20 protein-coding genes are annotated in these 20,596 nt (G+C 62.6%); 10 read left to right on the top strand and 10 right to left on the bottom strand.

Features of this window, described 5'->3' with window-relative positions; all coding sequences use genetic code 11:
• Nucleotides 1-64 precede the first annotated feature (64 nt).
• Nucleotides 65-460, bottom strand: a complete 396-nt coding sequence (locus AC0L2K_RS07510; RefSeq protein ID WP_473531132.1) for a hypothetical protein — start codon at nucleotides 458-460, stop codon at nucleotides 65-67.
• Between the two features lie 292 nt (nucleotides 461-752).
• On the opposite strand from AC0L2K_RS07510, the gene urtA reads away from it, so the two are divergent.
• From urtA to AC0L2K_RS07480, 6 genes are all read left to right on the top strand, one after another.
• On the top strand, nucleotides 753-2,063 hold the full coding sequence (gene urtA / locus AC0L2K_RS07505; protein WP_473508514.1) for an urea ABC transporter substrate-binding protein: 1,311 nt from the start codon (nucleotides 753-755) through the stop codon (nucleotides 2,061-2,063).
• A gap of 125 nt (nucleotides 2,064-2,188) precedes the next feature.
• Entirely contained in the window at nucleotides 2,189-3,805 is a 1,617-nt protein-coding gene (gene urtB / locus AC0L2K_RS07500) for an urea ABC transporter permease subunit UrtB (RefSeq protein ID WP_473531131.1), read from the top strand.
• Nucleotides 3,802-5,034, top strand: coding sequence for an urea ABC transporter permease subunit UrtC (gene urtC, locus AC0L2K_RS07495; RefSeq protein ID WP_473531017.1), 1,233 nt, complete (start codon nucleotides 3,802-3,804; stop codon nucleotides 5,032-5,034). The genes urtB and urtC overlap by 4 nt, the downstream gene beginning before the upstream one ends.
• A 3-nt stretch (nucleotides 5,035-5,037) precedes the next feature.
• Nucleotides 5,038-5,784, top strand: a complete 747-nt coding sequence (urtD, locus tag AC0L2K_RS07490; protein ID WP_473531016.1) for an urea ABC transporter ATP-binding protein UrtD — start codon at nucleotides 5,038-5,040, stop codon at nucleotides 5,782-5,784.
• A gap of 70 nt (nucleotides 5,785-5,854) precedes the next feature.
• A complete protein-coding gene (urtE, locus tag AC0L2K_RS07485) occupies nucleotides 5,855-6,550 on the top strand; it encodes an urea ABC transporter ATP-binding subunit UrtE (RefSeq protein WP_091593695.1) in 696 nt (231 codons plus the stop codon).
• Between the two features lie 449 nt (nucleotides 6,551-6,999).
• Nucleotides 7,000-7,176, top strand: a complete 177-nt coding sequence (locus AC0L2K_RS07480) for a hypothetical protein (protein WP_287222160.1) — start codon at nucleotides 7,000-7,002, stop codon at nucleotides 7,174-7,176.
• A gap of 31 nt (nucleotides 7,177-7,207) precedes the next feature.
• Here the strand turns inward: AC0L2K_RS07480 and AC0L2K_RS07475 are convergent, their stop codons facing one another.
• The 6 genes from AC0L2K_RS07475 to AC0L2K_RS07450 all read right to left on the bottom strand — a co-directional run bounded on the left by AC0L2K_RS07475 (nucleotide 7,208) and on the right by AC0L2K_RS07450 (nucleotide 13,697).
• Entirely contained in the window at nucleotides 7,208-8,014 is an 807-nt protein-coding gene (locus AC0L2K_RS07475; RefSeq protein WP_473531015.1) for a DUF72 domain-containing protein, read from the bottom strand.
• A 201-nt stretch (nucleotides 8,015-8,215) separates the two neighbouring features.
• A complete protein-coding gene (gene uvrA, locus AC0L2K_RS07470; protein ID WP_473531014.1) occupies nucleotides 8,216-11,137 on the bottom strand; it encodes an excinuclease ABC subunit UvrA in 2,922 nt (973 codons plus the stop codon).
• A 763-nt stretch (nucleotides 11,138-11,900) separates the two neighbouring features.
• Complete coding sequence (locus tag AC0L2K_RS07465) at nucleotides 11,901-12,119, bottom strand: hypothetical protein (RefSeq protein ID WP_473531130.1); 219 nt, start codon at nucleotides 12,117-12,119, stop codon at nucleotides 11,901-11,903.
• A gap of 157 nt (nucleotides 12,120-12,276) precedes the next feature.
• Entirely contained in the window at nucleotides 12,277-12,882 is a 606-nt protein-coding gene (locus AC0L2K_RS07460; protein ID WP_473531013.1) for an ATP-dependent Clp protease proteolytic subunit, read from the bottom strand.
• 21 nt (nucleotides 12,883-12,903) lie between these two features.
• Complete coding sequence (locus AC0L2K_RS07455) at nucleotides 12,904-13,386, bottom strand: SRPBCC family protein (RefSeq protein WP_473531012.1); 483 nt, start codon at nucleotides 13,384-13,386, stop codon at nucleotides 12,904-12,906.
• Nucleotides 13,383-13,697 (bottom strand): ArsR/SmtB family transcription factor, encoded by a 315-nt coding sequence (locus AC0L2K_RS07450; protein ID WP_287214918.1) that lies wholly within the window; start codon nucleotides 13,695-13,697, stop codon nucleotides 13,383-13,385. The genes AC0L2K_RS07455 and AC0L2K_RS07450 overlap by 4 nt, the downstream gene beginning before the upstream one ends.
• A 237-nt stretch (nucleotides 13,698-13,934) precedes the next feature.
• Between AC0L2K_RS07450 and AC0L2K_RS07445 the strand changes: the two genes are divergently transcribed.
• Entirely contained in the window at nucleotides 13,935-14,450 is a 516-nt protein-coding gene (locus tag AC0L2K_RS07445) for a single-stranded DNA-binding protein (protein WP_473531011.1), read from the top strand.
• A 132-nt stretch (nucleotides 14,451-14,582) separates the two neighbouring features.
• Nucleotides 14,583-15,008, top strand: coding sequence for an OsmC family protein (locus AC0L2K_RS07440; RefSeq protein WP_473531010.1), 426 nt, complete (start codon nucleotides 14,583-14,585; stop codon nucleotides 15,006-15,008).
• An 86-nt stretch (nucleotides 15,009-15,094) separates the two neighbouring features.
• Here AC0L2K_RS07440 and AC0L2K_RS07435 read toward each other — a convergent pair whose 3' ends face one another.
• A complete protein-coding gene (locus AC0L2K_RS07435; protein WP_023801164.1) occupies nucleotides 15,095-15,724 on the bottom strand; it encodes a MarC family protein in 630 nt (209 codons plus the stop codon).
• 78 nt (nucleotides 15,725-15,802) lie between these two features.
• A complete protein-coding gene (locus tag AC0L2K_RS07430) occupies nucleotides 15,803-16,339 on the bottom strand; it encodes a hypothetical protein (protein ID WP_473490241.1) in 537 nt (178 codons plus the stop codon).
• 85 nt (nucleotides 16,340-16,424) lie between these two features.
• Between AC0L2K_RS07430 and AC0L2K_RS07425 the strand changes: the two genes are divergently transcribed.
• The gene (locus AC0L2K_RS07425; RefSeq protein ID WP_473531009.1) at nucleotides 16,425-17,279 is read left to right on the top strand and encodes a helix-turn-helix transcriptional regulator; all 855 of its coding nucleotides are present in this window, start codon (nucleotides 16,425-16,427) and stop codon (nucleotides 17,277-17,279) included.
• Between the two features lie 190 nt (nucleotides 17,280-17,469).
• The gene (gene gyrA / locus AC0L2K_RS07420; RefSeq protein WP_473531008.1) at nucleotides 17,470-20,280 is read left to right on the top strand and encodes a DNA gyrase subunit A; all 2,811 of its coding nucleotides are present in this window, start codon (nucleotides 17,470-17,472) and stop codon (nucleotides 20,278-20,280) included.
• Between the two features lie 60 nt (nucleotides 20,281-20,340).
• On the opposite strand, the gene AC0L2K_RS07415 is transcribed toward gyrA, so the two are convergent.
• On the bottom strand, nucleotides 20,341-20,493 hold the full coding sequence (locus AC0L2K_RS07415; protein WP_128168117.1) for a hypothetical protein: 153 nt from the start codon (nucleotides 20,491-20,493) through the stop codon (nucleotides 20,341-20,343).
• Nucleotides 20,494-20,596 lie beyond the last annotated feature (103 nt).

Genomic DNA, 20,596 nt, shown 5'->3' with positions numbered 1-20,596 from the left:
TAGCCTCCCGACTGCCTGCTGGCGCGGAACCTCACAAGGTTTCGCGCCTCTTTCTTGTCGGCTGTCAACGCTTCGTGCAAGTCGAGGCGGTGAAGGCGCCGTCAGGCTGCTTCATGATGATGTCGAAGGACGGGCTGGTTTGGCCGTCCAGGGTGGCTTGCGTGAGCGAGATCGAGTTGCCGCCGGTCGTGTAGCCGCCCAACGGGCCCAACCAGGTGATCTCGCCATTTGCATTCATCTGATAGTTGTAGCCCTGCCGGGCGGTTCCGAAGCTCACCGGGCCGCTATAGACATTGCCCTTGACGGTGATGTCGCCAAGGCTGAGGAACATGCCAAGCAGATAGACTTCGCAGTGATAGGTGCCGTCCGGCAATTTGCCATCGGTGAAGTCGGCGCGGGCGCTGCCGGTTGCCGCAACCAGAAGCATGGTGCTGAAAATGCGAGGAATCCTGGAGGTCATGCGGTCGCTCTTTTGAAGATCGATCTTGCCCCATTTTCCTGCAGCGCCGCAACGGTTCGCCGTCTTTTGCTCAAAATTCATGCATTAATTCGCGAGTGATCAAAAATTGGGCGATAGCGGGGGACTTTTTCTCAAGCAGAGCACTGGCAGCGGCGCTTATCTTTGGCGGCTAATATATTAACCGGCTGACAGGGCTACGAAATCCAGACCCGCTTGATTTTGCTCCTGCGGTTGGCACAGCCGTTGCATGGTCTGTTCGCGATGCGATCAACCAGTCAGGGAGTTTTGAAATATGCGGGGCAGTTTCTCGACAATAACAAAAATGTTTTCGGCAGGCGCGGTCACGGCCGGCCTGCTGATGAGCGTCCCGGCCAGGGCGGCTGACGACACGATCAAGGTGGGTATCCTCCACTCGCTGTCGGGGACCATGGCGATTTCGGAGACGACGCTGAAGGACGCCATGCTGATGCTCATCGAAGAGCAGAATGCAAAGGGCGGCCTGCTCGGCAAGAAACTCGAAGCGGTCGTCGTCGATCCGGCTTCGAACTGGCCGCTGTTCGCCGAAAAGGCGCGCGAGCTGATCTCCAAGGACAAGGTCGCGGCGGTGTTCGGGTGCTGGACCTCGGTGTCGCGCAAGTCGGTGCTGCCGGTGTTCAGCGAACTCGACAACATCCTGTTCTACCCCGTCCAGTATGAGGGCGAGGAGAGCGAGCGCAACGTGTTCTACACCGGCGCGGCGCCGAACCAGCAGGCAATTCCGGCTGTCGACTATCTGATGAGCGAGGACGGCGGTTCGGTGAAGCGCTGGGTGCTTGAAGGCACCGACTACGTCTATCCGCGCACCACCAACAAGATCCTCGAAGCCTATCTGAAAGCCAAGGGCGTCGCTGCCGAAGACATCATGGTCAACTACACGCCGTTCGGCTTCTCCGATTGGCAGACCGAGGTCGCGGCGATCAAGAAGTTCGGCTCCGCCGGCAAGAAGACCGCCGTCGTCTCGACGGTCAATGGCGACGCCAACGTGCCGTTCTACAAGGAGCTTGGCAACCAGGGCGTCAAGGCCGAGGACATCCCGGTCATGGCCTTCTCGGTCGGCGAGGAAGAGCTTGCCGGTCTCGATACCGCGCCGCTCGTCGGTCATCTCGCCGCCTGGAACTATTTTCAGAGCATCGATACGCCCGAGAACGCCAAGTTCATCGCCGACTGGCACAAGTTCATCAAGAGCGACAAGCGCACCACCAACGACCCGATGGAAGCCCATTATGTCGGCTTCAACATGTGGGTGAAGGCGGTCGAGAAGGCCGGCACCACCGATCCTGACAAGGTCATCGACGCCGTGATCGGCGTCTCGGTGCCGAACCTGACCGGTGGCTACTCGACCATGATGCCGAACCATCACATCACCAAGCCGGTGCTGATCGGCGAAATCCAGGCCGATGGCCAGTTCGAGACCGTGTCGCAGACGCCTGGCCTGGTGATGGGCGACGAGTGGTCCGACTATCTGGCCGATTCGAAGGACCTGATCTCCGATTGGCGCGCGCCTCTGTCCTGCGGCAACTTCAATGTCGCGACCGGCAAGTGCGGCGGCAAGGGAACCAACTGATCCTCCCGGGTCTGACGGTCGTGGATTTCTCCACGACCTGGACCGCGACGCGTCCGGGCGAACTCGTCCTCTCCTCCAGTCCGCCCGGACGCGAAGTTTCAACCCTCAAGAATCGCAAGAAATCGATGATCCTCACCCGCGCGATCGGCCTGACGCTGCTGCTCCTCCTGGGGATGCTGTCGCCGTCGAACGCTGCCGAAGCGGATCTGCGCGCCATCATTGCCAAATTTGCCACTGCCTCGAATTTCTCGGCCACCGAAGCTGTCGTGCGCGAGCTGGCGGCCACCGGTGATACTGCCGTCGAACGTCCGCTTGGCGCGCTTGCCGAGGGCGATCTTTACGTCCGCAAGGCCGATTCGCTGGTTTTCATCGGCAAGGCAGCTGGCGGCAGCGTTGAGCTGCTCGACCCGCTGAGCGGTGAAAAATCCGGTGACGCGGCCAAAAGCGAGATCACCAAGATCAAGGTCAACAACACGCTGCGCCGCGCCATCCGCGATGCGCTGGGCACGCTGACGCTCGGCGCAAAAGATCCGGCCGCGCGCATTGCCGCCGCCGACACCATGTTCAGGACGCCCGACGCGACAAACATCGAGCCGCTCGATGCCGCAATCGCCAGCGAGAGCGTGGCAAGCGTCAAAGCGCTGCTCGAACAGGCCCGCGCCGCATCGGTTCTGGTGTCCGACAGGCCGGAGGCCGACAAGCTGGCGGCGGTCGCCCTGATCGGCGGGCGCGGCGATCGCAACGCGCTGTCCCTGCTCACCGCTGTCGAGGCCAATTCCGAAGGCGCGGTCAAGGACGCGGCGACGGCGGCGATCGCCAACATCAATGCGACGCTGGCGCTGTGGGATGCCGGCCAGAACATCTGGTACGGCATCTCGCTCGGATCGGTGCTGCTGCTGGCGGCGATCGGTCTCGCCATCACTTTTGGCGTCATGGGCGTCATCAACATGGCGCATGGCGAAATGGTGATGCTCGGCGCCTACACGACCTTTGTCGTGCAGGAGGTGATCCGAACCTCCTTTCCCGGCCTGTTCGACTGGTCGCTGGTTATCGCGCTGCCGCTCGCCTTCTCGGTCGCGGCGTTCGTCGGCCTCGTCATCGAGCGGGGCGTGATCCGTTTTCTCTACGGCCGGCCGCTGGAGACGCTGCTGGCGACATGGGGCGTCTCGCTGATCCTGCAGCAGGCCGTGCGCACCATCTTCGGGCCGACCAACCAGGAGGTCGGCAATCCGTCGTGGATGTCGGGTTCGTTCGGCATCGGCCAGCTTGCGGTGACCTGGAACCGGCTCTGGATACTGGTATTCGCGCTCGGCGTGTTCGCGGTGCTGCTTTATGTGATGAAGCGCACCCCCTGGGGCCTGCAGATGCGCGCCGTCACCGCCAATCGCCGCATGGCCGCTTCGATGGGCATCAGGACGCCGTGGGTCGACGCGCTGACCTTTGCACTGGGATCCGGCATTGCCGGCATCGCCGGTGTGGCGCTCAGCCAGATCGACAATGTCTCGCCCAATCTCGGTCGCGGCTACATCATCGACAGCTTCATGGTCGTCGTCTTCGGCGGTGTCGGCAATCTCTGGGGCACGCTGGTCGGCGCCTTCTCGCTCGGCATCGTCAACAAATTCCTCGAACCCTATGCCGGGGCGGTCCTCGGCAAGATCGTCGTGCTCGTCCTCATCATCCTGTTCATCCAGAAACGCCCGCGCGGCCTGTTCGCGCTGAAGGGCAGGTCGGTGGAAGCATGATCACCGGACGCTTCTTCGCCGCCGGCGCCGACCGCCGCATCGCCATCACGATCTTCATCCTTTTGGCGGTCGCCATCATCGTGCCGCTGCTCAATCTTGCGGTCTCGCCGACGAGTGCGTTCTACGTGCCGTCCTATGTCGTCGCGCTCACCGGCAAGTATCTCTGCTATGCGCTGCTCGCCCTGGCGCTCGATCTCGTCTGGGGCTATTGCGGCATCCTTTCGCTCGGCCACGGCGCCTTCTTCGCGCTCGGCGGCTATGCGATGGGCATGTATCTGATGCGCCAGATCGGCTCGCGCGGCGTCTACGGCAATCCGCTGCTGCCGGACTTCATGGTGTTCCTGAATTATGGGGAATTGCCGTGGTTCTGGTACGGTTTCGACCAATTCTGGTTTGCCGCGATCATGGTTCTTGCGGTGCCCGGCCTGCTCGCCTTCGTCTTCGGCTGGTTCGCCTTCCGCAGCCGCGTCACCGGCGTCTATCTGTCGATCATCACCCAGGCGATGACCTATGCGCTGCTGCTTGCTTTTTTCCGCAACGACATGGGTTTCGGCGGCAACAACGGCCTGACCGACTTCAAGGATATTCTCGGCTACAACGTGCAGGCCGATGCGACACGCTCGGCATTGTTCGCGGCCAGCGCCGTCACCCTGGCGCTCGCCGTCTTCGTCACCTGGGCGATCGTCGGTTCCAAATACGGCAAGCTGCTGATGGCGGTCCGCGACGCCGAGAGCCGCACGCGCTTTCTCGGCTGGCGGGCGGAAAACGTCAAACTGTTCGCCTTCACCGTGTCGGCTGTCATGGCCGGCATTGCCGGGGCGCTCTACGTGCCGCAGGTCGGCATCATCAATCCAGGCGAGTTCGAGCCGTCCAATTCGATCGAGGTCGTGGTATGGACGGCCGTCGGCGGGCGCGGCACCATCGTCGGGCCGATCATCGGCGCGCTCGTGGTCAATGCCGGCAAATCCTGGTTCACCGGCGTGCTGCCGGCGTTCTGGCTGTTTGCGCTGGGCGGACTGTTCGTCGCCGTCACGCTGTTCCTGCCAAAGGGCATTGTCGGCATGTGGGATTCCTGGCGCGGCAATGCCAGGGCGCTGCGCGCAGCCTCGATTGCCGAGGAGGCCGGCACCGACCCTGACGTCCCGCCACCGCCGAAGATCGTTCGCTCGGCTGCGAGAACGCCTGGCGACTGGTCCGCATCCCGCCCCGAACCGCAGCCGGCGGAGTGAGCAATGTCGAAGAGCAACACCATCCTCTATCTCGACGGCGTCTCGGTTTCCTTCGACGGCTTTCGCGCCATCAACAATTTGTCGCTGGTGCTCGACAAGGGCGAGATGCGGGCGATCATCGGTCCCAACGGCGCCGGCAAGACCACGATGATGGACATCGTCACCGGCAAGACGCGCCCCGACGCGGGCGAGGTTTACTTCGATGGGCAGGTCGACCTGACGAAACATGACGAGGCCGAGATCGCCATGATGGGCATCGGCAGGAAATTCCAGAAGCCGACGGTCTTCGAAAGCCACACGATCGAGGACAACCTGATGCTGGCGCTGAAGGGCCCACGCTCGATCTTCCCGGCACTGTTCCATCGCCGCTCGGCTGCGGAGGCGCGGCGGATCGACGACATCCTCGGCATCATCCGGCTCGGTGACAAGCGCGACGAGCTCGCCGCCAATCTCAGCCACGGCCAGAAGCAATGGCTCGAGATCGGCATGCTTTTGGCGCAGGATCCGAAACTGCTTTTGGTCGACGAACCGGTCGCGGGCATGACCGACGCCGAGACCGAGGAGACCGCGCGGCTGCTCAGGGATATTGCCCGCGACCACTCGGTCATCGTCGTCGAGCACGACATGCATTTCGTGCGCGAGCTCGGCGCCAAGGTCACCTGCCTGCACGAAGGCTCGGTGCTTTCCGAAGGCTCGCTCGAGTTCGTTTCGGCCGACGAACGTGTCGTCGAAGTCTATCTGGGGAGATGATCATGGTCTGGCGCGTTCCGTTCCATCATTTCGATCTTTCGTTCTTCAGGCGCTGGAGAAGGCGCTGACCATGCTCGAAGTCTCCAACGCCACGCTGCACTACGGCGCCGCCCAGGCGCTGCGTGGCGTCTCGCTGAAGGCCGGCGCCGGCAAGATCACCTGCGTGCTCGGCCGCAACGGCGTCGGCAAAACCAGTTTGATGAGATCGATCGTCGGCCACCACCGGCTGACGAGCGGAAGCGTTGCCTTCGAGGGGAAGGCGCTCGACCGGAGCGCGGCGTATGATCGCGCCCGGTCGGGCATCGCATTCGTGCCGCAGGGCAGGGAGATCTTCCCGCTGCTCACCGTGCGGGAAAACCTCGAATCGGGCTTTGCGCCATTGAAGCGCGCCGACCGCAACATCCCCGGCCACGTCTTCGAATTGTTCCCGGTGCTGAAGCAGATGCTCGGCCGCAGGGGCGGCGATCTTTCCGGCGGCCAGCAGCAGCAGCTTGCCATTGGCAGGGCACTGGTGATGCGGCCGAAACTGCTGGTGCTCGACGAGCCGACCGAGGGCATCCAGCCGTCGATCATCAAGGATATAGGCCGCGCCATCCGCTATCTGCGCGACCAGGCCGATATCGCCGTGCTGCTGGTCGAACAGTATCTCGATTTCTGCCGGGAATTGGCCGACGAGGTCAACATCATGGACCGCGGCCTGATCGTCCACACCGGCCCGGCCGAGGATCTCGACCGGGCGGATGTGAGGAAATTTCTTACGGTGTAGGTTCATCCCATCGTCATCCTGGGGCGAAGCAAGGAGCAAAGCGACGCGGCGCACACCCCAGGATCCATGCCGTGCAGTCAGCCAAAGAGTGCAGCGGTCAAGAACAGAAGCCGTTTTCCAGCGTACAGTATCCTGGATTCTGCCCCGTGGCGACGCTCTGAAGTTACGGCATGGATCCTTGGGTCTTCGCTCCGCTTCGCGTCGCTGCGCCCAAGGATGACGAAGTCGCGAGATCTGCTCAGTTTTTCTTCAACGACACCGTGTGCAACTCTGGCGCGCTGAAGATTGCGTGCTAGGCTTTACTTGGCCTTGTTGAGTCGGCCGCTTTCCATATCAGTCACGTCGACAGATCAGGCGCAGGCTCAGCCGGCACGTTTCGTGCAAACAGCCTCCTCCTGCGATCTGATCGTTGTTCAAACGCATTTGGGGCACTTGGGCCAGGGCAGCCGATGGAACGTTACGTCGAGGACTACCAGAAACGACGGCTTACCGAGCGCGTCGACATCATGACCGCCATCGATATTTTGAAATCGCAAGGATACGACCACGACGAACTGATCGCGGAGCTCACCAAGGTGTTCTTCGTCGATCTCGATGCCTACAACGAAGTCGTGGTTGCGGCATGACCGAAGGGGTGGACGCGATGTGCCGCCAACGTCAGCCTGTGACGCGCTTCATCAGCGCCATGGCGCCGAACGGCGCGCGGGCCTTGCCTTCGGTGATGAAGTAGACGAACACATCACGCGGTTTGAGCGGCGCTTCGGTTGAGGGATCGGCACACGGCAGGTCGGCCGGCGCCTTGCCCTGGGCCCAGATCTTTGCCCGCGCCGCCCATTCGTCGAGCGTCTTTGGCGTGTAGCAGTCGGGATTGTCGTCGCTGCCGGTCTGCAGCCGGGCATAGATGAAATCGCCGGTGACGTCGGCTATTGCTGGATATTTGGCGTGGTCGGCATAGACGATCGCGACCTTGTATTGGCGCGCCAGGGCGGCGAATTCCGGCACGACGAAACTGTCGTTGCGCACCTCGACCGCATGGCGCAGCGCAACGCCGTCCTGCTTCTCAGGCAACAGCTTGAGGAAAGCCTCGAAATCGTCCGGGTCGAATTTTTTGGTTGGCGCGAACTGCCACAGGATCGGCCCGAGCTTGTCGCCGAGCGCGGCGACGCCCGATCCCAGGAAACGCGTCATCGACTCGCCGGCTTCACCGAGCACGCGGCGGTTGGTGACGAAACGGTTGCCCTTCAGCGAATAGACAAAACCGTGCGGCGCTTCGTTTGCCCATTTGACGAAGGTCGGCTCCTTGAAACTCGAATAATAGGTGCCGTTGACCTCGATGCTTGGCACCTGCCGGGTTGCATAGTGCAGTTGCTTCGCCTTGGACAACTTGTCCGGGTAGAAAGACTTGTCCCAGGGCTCGAAGGTCCAGCCGCCCATGCCGGCGCGGATTTTTCCAGATTGAGTCATGGTCGTCCTCCCGAGTTGAAATGGATCAGACCGTAGCGAGCGTCTCGACAGCTTTAGCCATGTCGACAAGCGTCAGCCGGTACGAATTGGGCGTAGGGCGCAAAGACGGCTTGCGTCAGCCGGACGACAGCATCAGGATCACCGGCAAGCGCTCTTCTGATCTTCATTTGAAGGTTCTTCCAAACGCCAGCCAGTCTTCACTCACTCCGCCGCTTCGCGCTTGCCTCCGGGGCGCCGCTCCAAAAGTTCCCTGAGGAACTGGCCGGTGTAGCTGCGTTTTTCGCGGACGATATCCTCCGGCGTGCCTGAGGCCACCAACTCGCCGCCGCCGTCTCCGCCCTCGGGACCGAGGTCGAGCACCCAGTCCGCGGTTTTTATCACCTCGAGATTGTGCTCGATGACGACCACTGTGTTGCCCTGGTCGACCAGCTCGTGCAGCACTTCCAAGAGCTTGGCGACGTCGTGGAAATGCAGGCCGGTGGTTGGCTCGTCGAGGATGTAGAGCGTCTTGCCGGTCGCCTTGCGCGACAGTTCCTTGGCCAGCTTGATGCGCTGCGCCTCGCCGCCCGACAAAGTCGTCGCCTGCTGGCCGACATGGATGTAGCCGAGGCCGACCTGCTTCAGCGTCTCCAGCTTGTCGCGCACGCCGGGCACGGCGGCGAAGAAATCGACGCCTTCCTCGACCGTCATGTCGAGCACGTCGGCAATCGACTTGCCCTTGAACAGGACGTCGAGCGTCTCTCTGTTGTAGCGCTTGCCGTGACAGACGTCGCAGGTGACATAGACGTCGGGCAAAAAGTGCATCTCGATCTTGATGACGCCGTCGCCCTGGCAGGCCTCGCAGCGGCCGCCCTTGACGTTGAACGAGAAGCGACCTGGCTGATAGCCGCGCGCCTTGGACTCCGGCAGCCCGGCGAACCAGTCGCGGATCGGCGTGAAGGCGCCGGTATAGGTGGCGGGATTGGAGCGCGGCGTCCGCCCTATAGGCGACTGGTCGATATCGATGACCTTGTCGAGGAATTCGAGGCCCTCGATGCGGTCGTGCTCTGCCGGGTGCTCGCGCGAACCCATGATGCGGCGCGACGCTGCCTTGAACAAGGTCTCGATCAGGAAGGTCGACTTGCCGCCGCCGGAGACGCCGGTGACGGCGGTGAAGGTGCCGAGCGGGATTTCGGCGGTAACATTCTTCAGATTGTTGCCGCGCGCGCCGACGATCTTCAGGCGCCGGTTCTTCTTGGCCTCGCGCCGCACCGCCGGCGTCGCCACTTCGAGCTCGCCGGACAGATATTTGCCGGTGATCGAGGCGGGGCTGGCCATGATCTGCTGCGGCGTTCCCTGCGCGATGATGTGGCCGCCGTGGATGCCGGCGGCCGGGCCGATATCGACGACATAGTCGGCATGCAGGATGGCGTCCTCGTCATGCTCGACGACGATCACCGTGTTGCCGATGTCGCGCAAATGCTTCAGCGTGTCGAGCAGGCGCGCATTGTCGCGCTGGTGCAGGCCGATCGACGGCTCGTCCAGCACATAGAGCACGCCGGTGAGGCCGGAGCCGATCTGCGAAGCCAGCCGTATGCGCTGGCTCTCGCCGCCCGACAGCGTGCCGGAATTGCGCGACAGCGTCAGGTAGTCGAGCCCGACATCGTTGAGGAAGCGCAGCCGCTCGCGGATTTCCTTGAGTACGCGCACCGCGATCTCGTTCTGCTTGTCGCTGAGTGCGGCGGGCAGCTCGGTGAACCATTGGTCGGCCTTGCGGATCGACAGCTCGGTGACCTCGCCGATATGCTTGCCGGCAATCTTCACCGCCAGCGCTTCCGGCTTCAGCCGGTAGCCGCGGCAGGCCGGGCAAGGCGTGGCCGACATGAAGCGCTCGATCTCCTCGCGCATCCAGGCGGATTCGGTTTCCTTCCAGCGCCGCTCGAGATTGGGGATGACGCCTTCGAATGTCTTTGTCGTCTGGTAGGAGCGCAGGCCGTCATCGTACTGGAAAGTGACCTCGCGCTCGCCGGTGCCGTGCAGGATGGCTTGCTTTGCCTCTTCGCTCAGGTCGCGGAACTTGTCGCCGAGCTTGAAGCCATAAGCCTTGCCCAGCGCCTCGAGCGTCTGCACGTAATAGGGTGAGGTCGATTTCGCCCATGGGCTGACGGCGCCGGCGCGCAGCGACAGATTGTCGTCGGGCACGATCAGGCTGGCGTCGATGGCGCGCTGGCTGCCGAGGCCGTCGCAGGTCGGGCAGGCGCCGAACGGGTTGTTGAAGGAAAACAGCCTGGGCTCGATCTCGGGAATGGTGAAGCCGGACACCGGGCAGGCGAATTTTTCGGAGAACAGGATGCGCTCATGCGTCTCATTCTTCGATTTGTTGACCGAATCCTCGCCGGTCTGGCTGGCGTCGAGCGGCCGGTCGGCGAATTCGGCCACCGCCAGCCCGTCGGCGAGCTTCAGCGCGGTCTCGATGGAATCGGCAAGCCGCGTCGCCAGATCGCCGCGCACAACGATGCGGTCGACGACGACGTCGAGGTCATGCTTGTACTTCTTGTCCAGCGCCGGCACGTCGGCGATTTCGTAAAAAACACCGTCGACCTTGACGCGCTGAAAACCCTTTTTCTGCAGCTCCAGCAGTTCCTTGCGGTATTCGCCTTTGCGGCCTCGCACCATCGGCGCCAGGATGAACAGACGCGTGCCTTCCCCGACCGCCAGCACGCGGTCGACCATCTGCGACACCGTCTGGCTCTCGATCGGCAGGCCGGTGGCCGGCGAATAGGGGATGCCGACGCGCGCGAACAGCAGCCGCATATAGTCGTAGATCTCGGTGACGGTGCCAACCGTCGAGCGCGGGTTCTTCGACGTGGTCTTCTGCTCGATGGAGATGGCCGGCGACAAGCCGTCGATCTGGTCGACATCAGGCTTCTGCATCATTTCGAGGAACTGCCGCGCATAGGCCGACAGGCTCTCGACGTAGCGGCGCTGGCCCTCGGCATAGATGGTGTCGAAGGCAAGCGACGACTTGCCTGACCCCGACAGCCCGGTCATGACGATCAGGCTGTCACGCGGCAGGTCGAGATCGACATTCTTCAGATTGTGTTCGCGCGCCCCGCGAATGGAAAGATATTTATGGTCGGCCATCGCCGGTCGCCGCCTCAGATCTGGAATCTCGTGGGATGGCAGGTTGTCCCGACCATCCCCTATGTAGGTAATTTCGCCACCGTTTCGAGAGAACTCTCGACCAAGCCTTTAACCGTCTTTCGCGCGGGCGAGCAAGCGGAAAGAACAAAGGCCGAACACGCTCCTGACAAATGCGTTCATGTAAACCACAGCCGACGTCGCGCTGCTCAAAACGGATGCAAAGTTCGGATTCGCCACACAAGCGATCACGTTTTTGATAAATCGGCTATCCAACTGTTGACGTCTCGGGCTCAGGGGGGCAGACTCCAAACGTCAACCGAAGCCGACCGTCTTTCGATGGCCTCGCCGCCCCAAGGCGGCCTGCGAGACGCCGCAGGCTTTGCGATATGCGCTTCGGACGACACCAGTCGCAATGGACAGAAAAGGAGAGCAAAGGAATGACTCCACCGGACAGTCCCTTGAGGCTCCACGTGTCGCTGGAGCCGCGGCAGGCATAAGTGCCAGGGCCAGGCGTCTGCGCCGCCCGACAAACCGTGACCTGCCGATCCCATTAAAATCAGAGACTACTAGTCGGATCGTCGGCTGAATGCCGCGAAGCATCCGAAATCAAAAGCCGGCAGTGTACTCCCGGCAAGTTTGGATTTCAGATCCAAAAAAGCCCCGACCGTTTGCGGAAGCAGCGGCGGGGCTGTTCGTTTCAGAGCCGCAGGCGCACGAGTGCCTTGAGATTGTGGCAGCGATGAAGGCCGATGGAGGTGTCCTATCACCGGGGGGCCTTCATCGAGCCCGCGCCGACATCGAAGGTTATGCTGCCGGAAATCCTGACATCGGTATCGCCGATCTTGAACTGGCCGTTGCTGGACACGGCCTCGTCGGGTTCGGCAGCCGGCTTGGCGATGCGATAGTCGTTGGTCACACCGGGCAGCGTGCCGTTCTGCGAAGGCGGTGAACTGTCTTCGGCGAACGCCGCGCCGGAGGTCATCGCCGCGACGGCGATACCGATAATCAGCCGGTTCAAGCAAATGCGTGAGATCTCAGACATCGGCGGACTGTATCGCCGCACTCTGGCCGAAGCCAGACCGGTGGCGATCAAACTAGCCGAACGGCTGACCGACGTTGCTTATGAGCCGGCTACCCTTTCACGCCGCTCTCTTACGCGTGTCAAAAACATGGTCGACAAGGCCCCATGTCTTTGCCTCCGCGGCGGTCATGAAATGATCGCGGTCGAGCGTGCGTTCGACTTCTTCGAACGTGCGACCACAGTGGTGCACGTAAAGCTCGGTCATGCGCCGCTTGGTCCTGAGGATGCCTTCGGCGTGGCGCTGGATGTCGGAGGCCTGGCCCTGGAAACCGCCTGACGGCTGGTGCAGCAGGATGCTGGCGTTGGGCAGCGCGATGCGTCGCCCCGGTGTGCCGGCCATCAGCAGGAACGAGGCCATCGAGGCGGCAAAGCCCATGCAGACGGTGGATACCGGACTGCTTATATACTGCATCGTGTCATAGATGGCGAAACCGCTGGTCACCACGCCGCCCGGCGAATTGATGTAGAGGGAAATCTCCTTATCGGGATTGTCGGATTCCAGCGACAGGAGCTGGGCACAGACCAGCGCCGACACATTGTCGTCGATCGGACCGTTGATGAAGACGATGCGCTCGCGCAGCAGCCGCGAAAAAATGTCGAAGGCGCGTTCGCCGCGGCTCGACTGCTCGATCACCATCGGCACCAGATTGGCAAAACCGCTCATCGCTTTTCTCCGTTGTGCTGCTCAGGCCGCGCGCAGGACGAGGCGAGGCGTGTTTGCGGCTATGGTCTGTCTGGGGCTGTGTGCGTTGAGCGAAACCCGGCAACCGGCGCCGGCAATCGCAGGCGTGGCTACTCGCGCAAAGCCGTTGTGGACGATGCGCAGATGGGTGCCGCCCGACACAGTGCGGTCGAGCGTGAAGGTGACGATACTGTCCAGCGGGCTGGTGAGCGGATCCGCTGTATCGCCAAGCGCCGGCCGCTCCCGCCAGGAATAACGCAGCAGGCGTTCGGGCTCGGCGTCGAGGATTTCGCACTCGATCGGTGCATCCGCCTTGGCAACGGCAAAGCGGCCGCCGATCTCCGGCTTGATGTCGTTCGGCATCATCCAGGCCGCGAGCAGGTCCGGCACAGTCAGCGCCCGCCACACTTTTTCCGGCGGATCTGGAAGCTCGCACTCGAACTCGATTGAATCTGCCGCCATGTCGGAATGCTGTTTTGCCGTCATTGGTCCATATCCTTCAAAACCGCCTTGAGCCGTTCGATACGCTCGGGCCAGAACGCACGGTAACGCTCGATCCAGCCGAGCAGAGGGTCAAGCCCTTGCGGATCGGCGCGATAATAGGCGTTGCGGCCGGCTCGCCGCTCGGCCACCAGGCCGGCGCCGCGCAGCACTGCAAGATGCTGCGACACGGCCGGTTGCGACACGCTCATGCCGCTGCGCAGTTCCGACACCGTCATCTCGCCGGCGGCGAGCCGTTCGTAGACGGCGCGGCGCGTCGGGTCGGCAAGCGCTCGAAAAATCTCGGCTTCGATCATGCCGGAAGCATAAGTCTACGCTTATTGATTTGGCAAGCAGTCTTTTCGCGCCCATATGGAACGGTACGGCGGAACCCATCGATTGCTGACATTCCTTGACAAAACGGATTGATGGTTATAGAACGAAAAGAGAACAAAAACCTTGTGGGAAAAGCCAGCCACGGCAGGCGGGGAATGTCCGCAGTCTATAAGGTGAGAGCGAGAAAAAATTGTTTCGGATGAGCGCGGAGAAGTATCATGGCGGGTAGCGTCAACAAGGTCATTCTGGTGGGCAATCTCGGGGCGGACCCGGAAATCCGCCGTTTGAATTCGGGTGAGCCGGTCGTCAATATCCGCGTCGCCACGTCGGAAAGCTGGCGCGACAAGACTTCCGGCGAGCGCAAGGAAAAGACCGAGTGGCACAATGTCGTGATCTTCAACGAGCAGCTCGCCAAGGTCGCCGAGCAGTATCTGAAGAAGGGTGCGAAGGTTTATGTCGAGGGCCAGTTGCAGACGCGCAAATGGCAGGACCAGACCGGCAATGACCGCTACACGACCGAAATCGTGCTGCAGAAATTCCGTGGGGAACTGCAGATGCTCGACGCACGCGGGCAGGGCGAGGGCGGTCAGGTCGGCAGCTATGCCGGTGGCGGCAGCAGCCGCGGTTCCGATTTCGGCCAGTCCGGCCCGGGCGAGAGTCTCAATCGCGGCGGCGGCGGCAACAAGGGTGGCGGCGGTTCGTCGCGCGTACTCGACGACGAAATTCCGTTCTGATCGCTTGGAGCGAGCGGCTCTGCGCGAGCTGACAGCCAGCTATTTGAGGCCACGCATTGGCGTCCCGAAAATCTATCTTGGATTTTCGGGACGTTGTGCGTTTGAGCGGTGTGCGGTGAAAGGACGTATCAGGTGAAAGCACGGGTCAAATGGGTCGAGGAGCGCACTTTCGTCGGCGAGTCCGGCAGCGGTCACAAGATGGTGCTGGGAACCGCGTTCGGACCGGACGGCAAGACGCCGGGGCCGAGCCCGATGGAACTGGTGCTGCTCGGCACTGGCGGCTGCTCGGCCTATGATGTCGTCCACATCCTCGAAAAGGGGCGAGAGGCGGTCGAAGACTGCGTGGTCGAACTCGATGCCGACCGGGCGGAGAAGGAGCCGCGGGTGTTCACCCGCATCCATATGCGTTTTGTCGTCAAGGGCCGCGCGCTTTCGCCTGACAAGGTCAGGCGGGCAATCGATCTTTCGATCGAAAAATACTGCTCGGCCTCGGCAATGATGGCCAAGACCGCCGAGATCACCCACGACTTCGAAGTTATTGATACGACGGCGAAGTAGGATAGCGTCCAGTGGCGGTTCGTTGCGCGAGCTGGACGACGAAAATGACGGCCTCGGCGGCGATCAAGCGCGAGACCGCCTCATTTTCATGCTGCCATCAACGCTTTGACGCCATCGGCGACGAACTGAACGGCAAGCGCCGCCAGGATGACGCCGAGCAGCCGTGTCAGGATCGAGCGGCCGGTCTGGCCGAGAATACGGTCGATGCGCTCGGCCAGCACGAACACCAGGTAGGTGATGACAAGGCAGATCGCGATGATGCCGACAAGGGCTGCCTGCGCGCCAAGACCTGGAAACGAGCCGGACAGCAGGACCGTCGCTGAAATCGCTCCCGGACCGGCGATCAGCGGGATCGCCAGCGGAAAGGCGGCGATGTTGTGGATCATGTCCTTGGTGATGGCGACGTCGCCGATCTTCTCCTTGCGGTCCTGCCGGCGCTCGAACACCATTTCGAAGGCGATGAAGAACAGCAGGAACCCGCCGGCGACGCGGAACGCCGGCAGCGTGATGCCGAACACCGACAGGATCGATGCGCCGGCGATTGCAAACAGCGCCATCACCAGGAAAGCGATGATCGAGGCACGCACGGAAACCTGGTTGCGCTCCTCGCGGTTCATGCCGCGCGTCACGGCGAGGAAGAGGGGCGCCAGGCCAGGCGGGTCGATGGTCACCAGAATGGTGACGAAGGCGTTGAACAGGCTGTCGAAGCTCGGCATCTCTGACCCTCCCCGCCGGGCAGTGCCCGAGATCCCAGCATTGGTAGAGCAAAGCGGCGTCAGGGGAAACCATGCAGGTCAGGCGCTGGCGGTGCGCCGCGCCAGGAACTCGACTTCGAGCCGCCAGGTCGCGCCGTCGTCCTGCGAGCGTTCGCCTAGCCAGCGGAACGAATTTTCGGTGATCCGGGAAAAGCTCCAGCGCACCGAGGCGCCGGTGCCGTCGGCGCCTTGCTGGACGATGGTGTCGCCCTCGGCGCGGCCGAGCTGGCGGCTGTAATACTGGGTGCGCGGATCGCTCCAGAAGATATGCCAGGCGTCGACGCCGGGGTCATAGACGCGCAGTGTCGTGCCATAAAAGGTCCATTTGCCGAGCGAGCTCTGTGCGCCACTGTTCCGCACGGGCAAGATCCATACGTCCTGGATCGCGCGGCCCTCGAGCACCCAGCCGAAATGCACCTCGCCGCGTCCGGTCAGCACCTGGCCGTCTTCGAGATGGCGCGTGGCATCGAACGTCCAGGCGCCGACGAAGCGGCCGTAAAGGTTCAGTTTTTCGGCAAGGCCTGCGGCTGGCCCGTCACTGTGCAGGGCTTCGGCAAAGGAGGATGAATTGAACATGGTTTCTGCCCACATTGTCAGGAGACCGGGAAGAATAGGCCCTGGCAGTCTTCTTGCGCTTGGGAAAAATTGCTATCTTTCGGCCATGACGACGAGCGTGCATACACTGGCGTCCGGAAAAGGCTGGCGGGTGTCGGACGTGGTCTGCACTGCCGGCGTCGCTGATCGCCCGTTCGAGGAAGAGCATCGCACCTTCTGTGTCGCAGTGGTGACCAACGGCACCTTCCGCTACCGCGCACGCCAGGGCACGGCGATGCTGACGCCGGGCGCAATTCTGCTCGGCAACCCCCGCACTTGCTACGAGTGTGGGCACGAGCATGGCGCCGGCGACCGCTGCATCTCCTGTCATTTCAGCCCGGCCTATATGGAACAGATCGTCGCCGATGTGCCGGGCGCGAAGAAGCTGGCCTTCAAGACGCCGCTTCTGCCGCCCTTGCCGGCGCTGGCACCGCTGCTGGCCGAGGCGGAAGCCGCGCGCGAAATGGCCGATAACGAGGCGTTCGAGGAACTCGGACTGCGGATTGCCGGCGCAGCCGTCGCCTCCGGTCTCACGCCCGCTGCCCGGTCACCGAGCCGCCGCGATCAGAAACGCGTCGCGGAGGCGGTGCGGCGCATCGAAAAGGATGCCGAAAGCCCGGTCTCGCTCGCCGAGCTTGCAAGCGAAACGGCGACCAGTCCTTACCATTTCCTGCGCAGCTTCCGGCATGTCGCGGGCATGACGCCCTACCAGTTCGTGCTGAAAACCCGGCTGCACAGGGCGGCGGTGCGGCTGCGCATGTCGGACGAGGCGATCTCGACGATCGCCTTCGAGGCCGGGTTCAACGATTTGTCGACCTTCAACCGCCGTTTCCGCCGCGTGATGGGGGAGGCGCCCGGTGCCTACCGGCTCCGGCGGCGAGGCGATAAATTGCCGAACGCGTCCGTGGTTCCGGCTTTGTGAAGCAAAAAATGCCTGACAATGAGCTTTGCCCCGGCGGCCACGAAAGCGCCTCGGCCATATCGTCGCAATCAGTGATATCCTTTTGAAATCACCACAAAAACCGACACTGGAAAACTGCCGCGGACGTTGGAGTTTCGGCCCGGCTTCCTATATAAGCACCGAGTGATTCCCGATTTGATTGTGACCTGATTTGACCGACCAGAAGACACCGCGCGGCGCCGACGGCGGGCCCACCGGCATCGAGCCGATATCCATTATCGAGGAGATGCAGCGCTCCTATCTCGATTACGCGATGAGCGTGATCGTCAGCCGTGCGCTGCCCGACGTGCGCGACGGGTTGAAGCCGGTGCATCGCCGCATCCTCTATGCTGCCCACGAGAGCGGCTATCACTGGAACCGCAAATATGTGAAGTCGGCCCGCCCGGTCGCCGACGTGATGGGTAAATACCATCCGCATGGCGATGCCTCGATCTACGACGCCTTGGTGCGGATGGCGCAGGACTGGTCGCTGCGCGTGCCGCTGATCGACGGGCAGGGCAATTTCGGCTCGATCGACGGCGATCCGCCGGCGGCGATGCGTTACACCGAATCGCGACTGACCAAGGTCGCGCATGAGTTGCTGGAAGACATCGACAAGGACACCGTCGATTTCCAGGACACTTATGATGCGTCCGGCAGCGAACCGAAAGTCCTGCCGGCGCGCTTCCCGAACCTGTTGGTCAACGGCTCCGGCGGCATCGCCGTCGGCATGGCCACCAACATCCCGCCGCACAATCTGGGCGAGGTCTGCAACGGTGCCATTGCCCTCATCGACAATCCGGCGATCGATCTGCCGGCGCTGATGGAGATCATTCCAGGGCCGGATTTCCCGACCGGCGGCATCGTGCTCGGCCGTTCCGGCATCTACAGCGCCTATTCGACCGGCCGCGGCTCCATCGTCATGCGCGGCCGCGTCAACGTCGAGGCGCGCGGCAACGACCGTGAATCGATCGTCATCACCGAGGTTCCCTACCAGGTGAACAAGTCGTCGATGATCGAGAAGATGGCCGAACTGGTGCGTGACAAGCGCATCGAAGGCGTTTCCGACATCCGCGACGAGAGCGATCGCCAGGGCTACCGTGTCGTCATCGAACTGAAGCGCGACGCGGTCGCCGACGTCATCCTCAACCAACTCTACCGTTTCACGCCGCTGCAGACGTCGTTCGGCGCCAACATGGTGGCGCTGAACGGCGGCAAGCCGGAATTGCTGACGCTGACCGACATGCTTAAGGCGTTCGTCGCCTTCCGCGAGGACGTGATCAGCCGGCGCACGAAATTCCTGCTGCGCAAGGCGCGCGACCGTGCCCATGTGCTGGTCGGCCTCGCCATAGCCGTCGCCAACATCGACGAGGTGATAAAGCTGATCCGCAGCGCGCCGGATCCGCAGACGGCGCGCGAGCAGTTGATGGAGCGGCGCTGGCCCTCGGGCGACGTCGAATCGCTGATCCTGCTGATCGACGATCCGCGCCACCGCATCAACGAGGACGGCACCTACAACCTGTCCGAGGAACAGGCGCGCGCCATCCTCGAACTGCGCCTGCAGCGGCTGACCGCGCTCGGCCGCGACGAGATCGCCGACGAGTTGAACACAATCGGCGACGAGATCAAGGATTACCTGGACATCCTGTCGTCGCGCGCCCGCATTCAGCAGATCGTCAAGGACGAGCTTGCCGCCGTGCGCGACGAGTTCGGCACGCCGCGCCGCACCGAGCTGTCCGAGGGCGGGGCGGATATGGAAGACGAGGACCTGATCCAGCGCGAGGACATGGTCGTGACGGTCAGCCATTCCGGCTACATCAAGCGTGTGCCGTTGTCGCTCTACCGGGCGCAGCGCCGCGGCGGCAAGGGCCGCTCCGGCATGTCGACCAAGGAAGAAGATTTCGTCACCCGGCTGTTTGTCGCCAACACGCACACGCCGGTGCTGTTCTTCTCCTCGCGCGGCATCGTCTACAAGGAAAAGGTCTGGCGCCTGCCGATCGGCAACCCGCAGTCGCGCGGCAAGGCGCTGATCAACATGCTGCCGCTGGAGCAGGGCGAACGCATCACCACCATCATGCCGCTGCCCGAGGACGAGACCAGTTGGGGTGAGCTCGACGTGATGTTCGCCACGACGCGCGGCACGGTGCGCCGCAACAAGCTGTCGGATTTCGTCCAGGTCAACCGCAACGGCAAGATCGCCATGAAGCTGGAAGAGGAGGGCGACGAGATACTCGGCGTCGAGACCTGCACCGACAATGACGACGTGCTTTTGACCGCAAGCTCCGGCCAGTGCATACGCTTCTCGGTCAGCGACGTGCGCGTTTTCCAGAGCCGCAACTCGGTCGGCGTGCGCGGCATCGCCATGGCTGCCAGCGACCGGGTGATCTCGATGGCGGTGATCGAACATGTCGATGCGTCGCCGGCCGAGCGCGCCGCTTATCTCAAGCGGGTGGCGGCCGAACGGCGGCTCGCCGCCGGCATTGCGGCGGGCGAGGACGAAGACTTCCAGCTCACCAATGAGGAGGTCGGCGAGGAGACGGAGCTTTCCGACGAGCGCTACGAATTCCTCAAGGCACACGAGCAGTTCGTGCTGACGGTGACGGAATATGGCTACGGCAAGCGCTCGTCTTCCTATGATTTCCGCCAGATAGGGCGCGGCGGCAAGGGCATCCGCGCCACCGATGTGTCGAAAGTGGCTGAGATCGGCCGTCTGGTGGCGACTTTCCCGGTCGGCAATGACGACCAGATCATGCTTGTCTCGGATGGCGGCACCGTCATCCGCGTGCCGGTCAACGGAATTCGCTTCGCCAGCCGCGCCACCAAGGGCGTGACCATCTTCAACACTGCTGACGGCGAGAAGGTCGTTTCGGTGGAGCGGATAACGGAACCGCAGTCGGACGAGGAAGCCGAAGAGAGTGTCGAGGGCGACGCAACTCTGGATACCGGTACTGAAGGCGCTGGCCCGGACAACAACGCCGAGTAGGTCTTGATTTGGGGAGTGCCGGCCAGATGGGGCCGGCGCCGTCAACAAATAGCAGCCGCTTCAGAAGTGGCGTGAAGGCTTGCGGATACCGAAGCCTCCGAACCGCTTGGCATTGGACTTGGCGCGGACGCGCTCTGCTTCCTGATGCAGCCCGAATACGGTGGCGATCAGCATGGCGACGGTCATTGCGGTGGCGAGCATGTAGATCAGCATGTGCGTGTTCTCCTGCACCTAGCAACGATCAAATGGGGTTTTGGTTTCATCTTCTGAAGCTGCAATCTAATGAAGGCTGCGTGAAGCCTTCGTGATCGGCCCA

This window comes from Mesorhizobium sp. WSM4817 (assembly GCF_055811135.1).
Note: the sequence above shows the minus strand (reverse complement) of the source record. Positions and strands in the feature narration are given on the sequence as shown.

Excerpts from the sequence above, each read along its gene's own strand:
- AC0L2K_RS07460 (WP_473531013.1), bottom strand. The coding sequence starts at position 12,882 with ATGAGCGGTTTTGCCAATCTGGTGCCGATGGTGATCGAGCAGTCGAGC.
- AC0L2K_RS07415 (WP_128168117.1), bottom strand. The coding sequence starts at position 20,493 with ATGCTGATCTACATGCTCGCCACCGCAATGACCGTCGCCATGCTGATC.
- urtC (WP_473531017.1), top strand. The coding sequence starts at position 3,802 with ATGATCACCGGACGCTTCTTCGCCGCCGGCGCCGACCGCCGCATCGCC.
- AC0L2K_RS07465 (WP_473531130.1), bottom strand. The coding sequence starts at position 12,119 with ATGACCTCCGGCGCGGCGTTCGCCGAAGACAGTTCACCGCCTTCGCAG.
- urtD (WP_473531016.1), top strand. The coding sequence starts at position 5,038 with ATGTCGAAGAGCAACACCATCCTCTATCTCGACGGCGTCTCGGTTTCC.
- AC0L2K_RS07480 (WP_287222160.1), top strand. The coding sequence starts at position 7,000 with ATGGAACGTTACGTCGAGGACTACCAGAAACGACGGCTTACCGAGCGC.
- AC0L2K_RS07435 (WP_023801164.1), bottom strand. The coding sequence starts at position 15,724 with ATGCCGAGCTTCGACAGCCTGTTCAACGCCTTCGTCACCATTCTGGTG.
- AC0L2K_RS07430 (WP_473490241.1), bottom strand. The coding sequence starts at position 16,339 with ATGTTCAATTCATCCTCCTTTGCCGAAGCCCTGCACAGTGACGGGCCA.
- AC0L2K_RS07450 (WP_287214918.1), bottom strand. The coding sequence starts at position 13,697 with ATGATCGAAGCCGAGATTTTTCGAGCGCTTGCCGACCCGACGCGCCGC.
- urtE (WP_091593695.1), top strand. The coding sequence starts at position 5,855 with ATGCTCGAAGTCTCCAACGCCACGCTGCACTACGGCGCCGCCCAGGCG.
- AC0L2K_RS07475 (WP_473531015.1), bottom strand. The coding sequence starts at position 8,014 with ATGACTCAATCTGGAAAAATCCGCGCCGGCATGGGCGGCTGGACCTTC.
- AC0L2K_RS07445 (WP_473531011.1), top strand. The coding sequence starts at position 13,935 with ATGGCGGGTAGCGTCAACAAGGTCATTCTGGTGGGCAATCTCGGGGCG.
- urtA (WP_473508514.1), top strand. The coding sequence starts at position 753 with ATGCGGGGCAGTTTCTCGACAATAACAAAAATGTTTTCGGCAGGCGCG.
- AC0L2K_RS07455 (WP_473531012.1), bottom strand. The coding sequence starts at position 13,386 with ATGACGGCAAAACAGCATTCCGACATGGCGGCAGATTCAATCGAGTTC.
- urtB (WP_473531131.1), top strand. The coding sequence starts at position 2,189 with ATGATCCTCACCCGCGCGATCGGCCTGACGCTGCTGCTCCTCCTGGGG.
- AC0L2K_RS07425 (WP_473531009.1), top strand. The coding sequence starts at position 16,425 with ATGACGACGAGCGTGCATACACTGGCGTCCGGAAAAGGCTGGCGGGTG.
- AC0L2K_RS07510 (WP_473531132.1), bottom strand. The coding sequence starts at position 460 with ATGACCTCCAGGATTCCTCGCATTTTCAGCACCATGCTTCTGGTTGCG.
- uvrA (WP_473531014.1), bottom strand. The coding sequence starts at position 11,137 with ATGGCCGACCATAAATATCTTTCCATTCGCGGGGCGCGCGAACACAAT.